The organism is Mesorhizobium sp. M7A.F.Ca.AU.002.02.1.1, assembly GCF_003998535.1.
Lineage (GTDB): Bacteria > Pseudomonadota > Alphaproteobacteria > Rhizobiales > Rhizobiaceae > Mesorhizobium > Mesorhizobium ciceri.
Genome location: NZ_RZPB01000317.1, coordinates 1 through 6,675, shown reverse-complemented (window position 1 = coordinate 6,675; position 6,675 = coordinate 1). Strand labels below are relative to the sequence as shown.

The 6,675-nt window shown below is 63.3% G+C and carries 7 protein-coding genes and 1 pseudogene; 7 read left to right on the top strand and 1 reads right to left on the bottom strand.

Annotation, left to right across the window (positions count from 1 at the left end):
* On the top strand, nucleotides 1-896 hold an 896-nt coding region (gene der, locus EN879_RS19475), incomplete at its 5' end, for a ribosome biogenesis GTPase Der (protein ID WP_127274184.1).
* 32 nt (nucleotides 897-928) lie between these two features.
* Here der and EN879_RS19470 read toward each other — a convergent pair.
* Entirely contained in the window at nucleotides 929-1,837 is a 909-nt protein-coding gene (locus EN879_RS19470; protein WP_013532847.1) for a LysR substrate-binding domain-containing protein, read from the bottom strand.
* 119 nt (nucleotides 1,838-1,956) lie between these two features.
* Between EN879_RS19470 and EN879_RS19465 the strand changes: the two genes are divergently transcribed.
* From EN879_RS19465 to EN879_RS19440, 6 genes and pseudogenes are all read left to right on the top strand, one after another.
* Nucleotides 1,957-3,246 carry an MFS transporter gene (locus tag EN879_RS19465; RefSeq protein WP_063167647.1) on the top strand — a complete coding sequence of 430 codons (1,290 nt, stop codon included), beginning with the start codon at nucleotides 1,957-1,959 and terminating at the stop codon, nucleotides 3,244-3,246.
* Nucleotides 3,247-3,391: 145 nt separating this feature from the next.
* A complete protein-coding gene (locus EN879_RS19460) occupies nucleotides 3,392-4,576 on the top strand; it encodes a cell wall hydrolase (protein WP_063167648.1) in 1,185 nt (394 codons plus the stop codon).
* Between the two features lie 254 nt (nucleotides 4,577-4,830).
* Complete coding sequence (locus EN879_RS19455; RefSeq protein WP_013532844.1) at nucleotides 4,831-5,238, top strand: AtpZ/AtpI family protein; 408 nt, start codon at nucleotides 4,831-4,833, stop codon at nucleotides 5,236-5,238.
* 59 nt (nucleotides 5,239-5,297) lie between these two features.
* Entirely contained in the window at nucleotides 5,298-6,056 is a 759-nt protein-coding gene (locus tag EN879_RS19450; RefSeq protein WP_013532843.1) for a F0F1 ATP synthase subunit A, read from the top strand.
* An 85-nt stretch (nucleotides 6,057-6,141) separates the two neighbouring features.
* Nucleotides 6,142-6,366 (top strand): F0F1 ATP synthase subunit C, encoded by a 225-nt coding sequence (locus tag EN879_RS19445; protein ID WP_006206606.1) that lies wholly within the window; start codon nucleotides 6,142-6,144, stop codon nucleotides 6,364-6,366.
* Nucleotides 6,367-6,429: 63 nt separating this feature from the next.
* Nucleotides 6,430-6,675, top strand: a pseudogene (locus EN879_RS19440) (ATP F0F1 synthase subunit B); the annotation flags it as partial.

Sequence of the window (6,675 nt, the reverse complement as noted above, 5' to 3'; positions counted from 1 at the left end):
TAGGTGTGCTCGGCATCCGGATCGGCGAGGATATCGCCGATCCGGATGCCGAGCACACCTATGACGACACCAAACCGATGCGCATCGCCGTCGTCGGCCGTCCCAATGCCGGCAAGTCGACGCTGATCAACGCGCTGATCGGCGAAGAGCGGCTGCTCACCGGACCGGAAGCCGGAATCACCCGTGATTCGATCTCGGTCGATTGGGATTGGCATGGCCGCCGCCTGAAGCTGTTCGATACGGCCGGCATGCGCCGCAAGGCCAGGATTCACGAAAAGCTCGAAGTGATGTCGGTGCAGGACGGCCTGCGCGCCATCCGCTTCGCCGAGATCGTCATCATCGTGCTCGACGCCACCATTCCCTTCGAGAAGCAGGATCTGCAGATCGCCGACCTGATCATCAGGGAAGGCCGGGCGCCGGTGATCGCCTTCAACAAATGGGACCTGATCGACCATCCCCAGGAGCTTCTGGCCGAACTGCGCGAGAAGACGGAACGGCTTCTTCCCCAGGCGCGCGGCCTGCAGGCCGTACCTGTCTCCGGCGAGACCGGGCGCGGCCTCGACAAGCTGATGGATGCCGTCATCAGGACCCACAAGGTATGGAACAGCCGCGTCTCGACTGGCAAGCTCAACCGCTGGCTGGAAGGCATCCTGGCACACCATCCGCCGCCTGCCGTGGCAGGGCGCCGGCTGAAGGTCAAATACGTCACCCAGGCCAAGACCCGGCCGCCGGGTTTCGTTGTCCAGTGCTCGCGGCCCGATGCGATGCCGCAATCCTATGTCCGCTATCTCTCCAACAGCCTGCGCGAAGCCTTCGATATGCCCGGCGTGCCGATCCGCATCGCGCTGCGCACGTCGGACAATCCGTTCGCCGGCAGGTCGAACAAGCGTAAATAAGCGGTCGGGCGCTGGATACCTGTTCCGGCTGTCTAAGCGACCTCCTTCAACCGCTCGTCCCGTGGCAGCGCCTGCAACGCCGCCTGCAGCAATATGTCGGCCAGCCGCGCTGCCACCGGATCCAGTTCAGCATCCTTCTGGTGCAGCACCAACGCCATTTTGGGCAATGCCGGCAGCCCGGCGATCTCCGGCGTCATCGCGCTGACGCTGGCCGGCAGGCCGATGTCGGTGCGGATTGTCAGCCCCAGCCCCGCCGCCACGGCTGCCCAGATGCCGCCAAGGCTCGGGCTGGAAAAGGCCATCCGCCACGACAGGCCGGCGCGGTCGAGCGTTTCGGTTGCCACCGTGCGCAGAAGGCATGGCGCTTCGAGCGCCACCAGCGGCAGCGGCTCACTGTTGCGCAGGCTGGTCTCGATACGCTTTGCCGGCCCGATCCAGCGCATCGGCACATCGGCGACATGCTGGCTGTAGGGCAGCGTTTCGCCGCAGTGCCAGGCGAGCGCGATATCGAGGCTGCCTGACAGGACCCTTTCGGCAAGGTCGTGGCTGCGTGCGATCCTGGCTTCGATCTTCACCTTGGGGTGCGCCCGGGCAAATCGGCCGAGCACGTCCGGCAGCACCGCCTCGCCGAAATCTTCCTGCAAGCCGAGCCGTACCCAGCCTTCCAGCTCGACACCGTGGATGGCGGATGCCGCCTCGTCATTCAATTCGATCAGCCTGCGCGCATAGCCGAGCATGGTCTCGCCTGCCTCGGTCAAAGCGAGGCCGCGTCCTGATTTGCGGAAGATCGGCGTCGCCGCCTGTTCTTCCAGTTTCTTCAATTGCGCGCTGACCGCCGACGTCGACCGGCCAAGCCGGTCAGCGGCCTTGGCAAAGCTACCCAGCTCCATGCCGGTGACGAAACTGCGCAGGACGTCGAGGTCGAATGTCACGCGTCGCATGTTGGAAGTCCCGATTTTCAGGATTGTAAGTTCAAAACTTCCTGATTTTCAGGACGAAATTATGGCGGTAGGGACAGATCGTCAAGGCCGGACCGCTGGCCAGCACGGGAAATGAAGTCATGTCCGCCATTGTCAATTGCACCGACCGGCAGCCGTCGGAACTTCTGGAAGATACCGGTTCCACCGGGAGGGTGTTCACGCCGGGCCATCGCTGGAAAGTCCTGGGCATCGGCGTTGCCGCCAATGCCGCCTTCTCGGCTACGTTCTCCGGCATCCCGGCGACGGCGGTCGTTCTTCGCCAGGGCTATCACCTAGGCAATGCCGAACTCGGTCTGGCGCTCGGCCTTCTCGGGCTTGGGGTCGCGCTCAGCGAACTGCCCTGGGGCTTGCTCACCGATCGCTGGGGCGACCGCCGCGTGCTGTTGATCGGGCTCGGCGCGACGGCGGCGTGGCTCCTGGTCATGGCGATGCTGGTCGTGCCGACAAGGACCGGTACTCCCGATGTCACGCTGCTCTCCACGAGCCTATTCATCACCGGATTGCTCGGCGGCAGCGTCAACGGTTCGAGCGGCCGCGCCATCATGGGCTGGTTCCGGGAAAACGAGCGCGGCTTCGCCATGAGCATCAGGCAGACGGCGGTGCCGCTTGGCGGCGGCCTTGGCGCGCTCGTGCTGCCCTCGCTTGCGCTGGCTTTCGGCTTTGCCGCGGTGTTCGGAGTCCTGGCGGGTGCATCCGCTCTGTCTGCCCTGTTCGCCTGGCGCTGGCTGCACGAGCCGCCGACGGCGGGCGAGGGCCATCCCGCTTCGGCTGTGGCCGGACCGGCGCCGCTGCGCAATCGCGACGTCTGGCGTATCGCGACCGCCATCGGCCTGCTCTGCTTTCCGCAGGTGGCCGTGCTCACCTTCGCCTCCGTATTCCTGCACGACTTCGTTGGGTTGGGAACGGCGGCAATCAGTGCCAGCCTCGCCGCGGTGCAGATCAGCGCCATGGTCATGCGCATCTGGAGCGGCCGCTTCACCGACCGTTATGGCAACCGCCGCCAATTTCTTCGCCTGTGCAGCGCGTTCAGCGCCCTTGCCTTCGCCATGCTTTGGCTGCTGGTCCTGTTCGGCCCAACCATTCCGGGCGGCCAGCTCATCTGGTCGGCGGTTCTTCCGGTCGTGCTTATTGTCGCAGGCATCTCTGTCTCCGCCTGGCACGGCGTCGCCTACACCGAGCTTGCCACCCTTGCCGGCGCCGGCCATGTCGGAACCGCGCTCAGCCTTGCCAACACCTTTGTTTTCGTCGGCTTCTTCCTGGTGCCGGTGGCCATTCCGGGGCTCTTGCACCTCTGGTCCTGGTCCGGCGTCTGGCTGGCGGCCGCCATCTGCGCGCTGATCGCCCGGCCGATCTTCCTGCGCCCGGCCTGAATGGTCCGGCCGCAAAATCGCCCGACTTCGCAACCACGACCTCGGGCCGACCGGGAAAACCCGATCGAATCCGTTAACGTCCCATCAAGGTTAATGCATCATTTTGCTCTCCAGTGGGGTCTGTAGCGTTCCTGGAGAGAGTTCCGTGCATCGACGTGTGTTGAAGCGGCTGGTTGCCGCCGCCGGTGAGAGAAAACGTGGCTTTCTGGGTCCGCTCGTCATCGGTTTCGGCATCTGGATCGGCTTTCCGACCGTCGCCGCCTATCAGGACATGACGAGCCTCGTTTCCGGCCTCGAAGCATCGAGCACGCGCTGGAATTCCTATGTCGAGAAATCCGTCGCCGGCTCGACCCACGCGGCCGAGATGCCCTTTGTCGATTCCGATGTCACCGGCTCCATTTCCGGATCGGGCGTCCACCTGGCCGGTGTCGGCAACGTGTCGTTTCGCGGCAAGGGCGGCAAGGTCAGCGCCACGCCCGATGAGGACCGCGTCGTGCGCGCCGAGAAGAAAGGGCGCATCGTCCAGATGTCTCCCGTCGCACCCCCGAAGAACTTCAACGCCGGCTCGATCTTCGAGCGCACCTCCTCCTTGCTGCGACCCAGCATGGACAGCGGCCTGAAAATGGCTTTCGCCAAGCCGCAGATCAAAGGCAAGGAAATCCAGATCGCCGCGGCATTCCATGCGCGCGAGGACAAGAAGCCGGATCCCGGCGTGCCGGCCATGCTGGCGGCGCTGGTCAACAACGACCATCCGGATGTGCTGGCCACCGCCTATGCGCAATCCGAGCCGGACTATGCCAAGGCATCGCCCTTCGAGGCCCTGCTTCAGGACGAGCAGCCCAATGAGGGCCGCTTCATTCCGCCGATGGCCAAGGGCGATCATTCGTGGATCCAGAACCCGCTGCCGGCGAGTGTCTTCTCCAAGAAGGAGCAGGCATGCCTTGCCAACGGAATCTATTTCGAGGCGAGGAGCGAATCCGTGCGCGGCCAAGCCGCTGTCGCTCAGGTCATCCTCAACCGCGTCCGCAATCCGACCTATCCGAATTCGATCTGCGGCGTCGTCTACCAGAACGACAGCTGGTTCAACCGTTGCCAGTTCTCCTTCGCCTGCGACGGCAGGAAGAAGCGCATCGATAGCCCAGCCGCCTACAAGACCGCCCAGGAGATCGCCATGGCCGTCACCGCCGGCAAGATCTTCATTCCGGAAGTCGGATCGTCGACCCACTACTATGCCCAATATGTCCACCCCGGCTGGGCGCGCACGATGCAGAAGATGACCAAGATCGGCCTGCATATCTTCTATCGGACCTATGGCGGCGGCTGGAGCTGAGTGCGGAGCAGCCGCTGATCCTTGATGTGGCGCGCAGCCGATCAAAGAGCCATTGCGCGGGGGATTCGCGCCATGCATCCTCGTCATCCTGGCGGGCACGATGTCGCACCTTCGTAATTCATTGATTTTATTGCCTAAAATACATGGCAATGAACTTCCGCCCGTGGCTTGACGGGCGCAAACCCTCTAACTATGTTGCCGGCGACTTTAGAAGCGGACGGACGGTGACGGTCTGACCGGGCAGGGGGGTTGCGATGGCCGACAAGAATGGGCCAGACGGAACCGGAGAAACCGGCCGCGGCAATCAGCATGAACCCGACATCCGCGACGACGATCTTGAGCGCCGCCGCCGTGACCTTGAAGCTTCGCTTGCGACAAGGCGGCCGGGCCGGCTCGAGGGGAAAGACGACGCGAAAGCGGGCAGTGTGGCCGGTTATGGTCAGGCGCTCAAACTCTCCAGCGAGTTTATCGCCGGGGTGGTGGTGGGTGCCGGCATCGGCTGGGTCATCGACCGTCTGGCGGGGACATCGCCATGGGGTCTGATCGTGTTTCTGCTGCTTGGTTTTGGCGCCGGAGTGCTCAATGTGATGCGTTCCGCCGGCGTCGTGGCAGAATTTGGACAGGGCGATAAATCGCGCCGTGGCCAAGACGACAAGAAATGACCGCGCACCATGTGCGGTAATGGTAACGAGGCCGTACGCGGCATTGACGGGGTTTGAACGTGGCAGCTGACAAGGTCGATCCGATCCACCAGTTCCATATCAACAAGCTGATTCCGATCGACATCGGCGGCTATGACCTGTCTTTCACCAATTCGGCGCTGTTCATGGTCGCAACCGTGATCGTCGCGGCTGGATTCCTGTTTCTCACGACGTCGAGCCGCAGCCTGGTTCCCGGGCGGCTTCAGTCGGTCTCCGAGATGGCGTACGAGTTTGTCGGCAACATGTTGCGCGACGCCGCCGGCACGCAGGGCATGAAGTTCTTCCCTCTCGTGTTCTCGCTGTTCATGTTCGTGCTCGTCGCCAATCTGCTTGGCCTGTTCCCCTATTTCTTCACCGTCACCAGCCACATTATCGTCACCTTCGGCCTTGCCGTGCTGGTGATCGCAACCGTGGTCGTCTACGGCTTCATGAAGCATGGTCTTGGCTTCCTGAAACTGTTCGTGCCGCACGGCGTGCCGGTCTTCCTGCTGCCTCTCGTGGTGCTGATCGAAGTAATCTCCTTCGTGTCGCGCCCGGTCAGCCTCTCGGTTCGTCTGTTCGCCAACATGCTCGCCGGCCACATCACGCTGAAGGTGTTCTCCGGCTTCGTCGTCAGCCTGAGCGCGCTCGGCGCGGTTGGCGTCGCCGGCTCGATCCTGCCTCTGGCGATGGCGGTGGCGCTGACGGCACTGGAACTGCTGGTCGCCTTCCTGCAGGCCTACGTCTTTGCCGTGTTGACCTGCATGTATCTCAACGACGCCCTGCATCCAGGGCACTAGGTCCAAAAGTTTCCGGCCCAAAGATTTCCAACATTGGCGCCGGATGGAATCGCAACGGAATTTTAGATCCAAAGGAGTTGAACAAATGGACGCAGAAGCAGCAAAGTACATCGGCGCCGGCATCGCTTGCCTGGGCATGGGTGGCGCGGGCATTGGCCTCGGCAACATCTTCGGCAGCTACCTGGCGGGCGCACTGCGCAACCCGTCGGCCGCCGATGGCCAGTTCGGCCGTCTGATCTTCGGCTTTGCCGTGACCGAAGCTCTGGGCATCTTCTCGCTTCTCATCGCGCTTCTGGCCCTGTTCGGCTGAGCACTCGGGAAGATTGGACAGGCCGGCCGCGCAAGCGGCGGGCCTGAATTTCGGGGATAGTCCATGTTCGTGACATCTGCCTTTGCGCAAGAGTCCGCGCCATCAGCCGATACCAGCCACGCTGCGACGGAAGGCGACACGCATTCCGGCACCAGCGTGCCTGCTGAAGCGCATGGCACGTTTCCGCCATTCGATCCGGCGACGTTCCCGTCGCAGCTTCTGTGGCTGGCGATCACCTTCGGGCTGTTCTATCTCTTCCTGAAGCGGGTGGTGATGCCGCGCGTCGGCGGCATCATCGATGTCCGCAAC

What these genes read in the sequence shown, in the direction of transcription:
- EN879_RS19470 (WP_013532847.1), bottom strand. Translation starts at nt 1,837, where the DNA reads ATGCGACGCGTGACATTCGACCTCGACGTCCTGCGCAGTTTCGTCACC.
- EN879_RS19465 (WP_063167647.1), top strand. Translation starts at nt 1,957, where the DNA reads ATGTCCGCCATTGTCAATTGCACCGACCGGCAGCCGTCGGAACTTCTG.
- EN879_RS19455 (WP_013532844.1), top strand. Translation starts at nt 4,831, where the DNA reads ATGGCCGACAAGAATGGGCCAGACGGAACCGGAGAAACCGGCCGCGGC.
- EN879_RS19445 (WP_006206606.1), top strand. Translation starts at nt 6,142, where the DNA reads ATGGACGCAGAAGCAGCAAAGTACATCGGCGCCGGCATCGCTTGCCTG.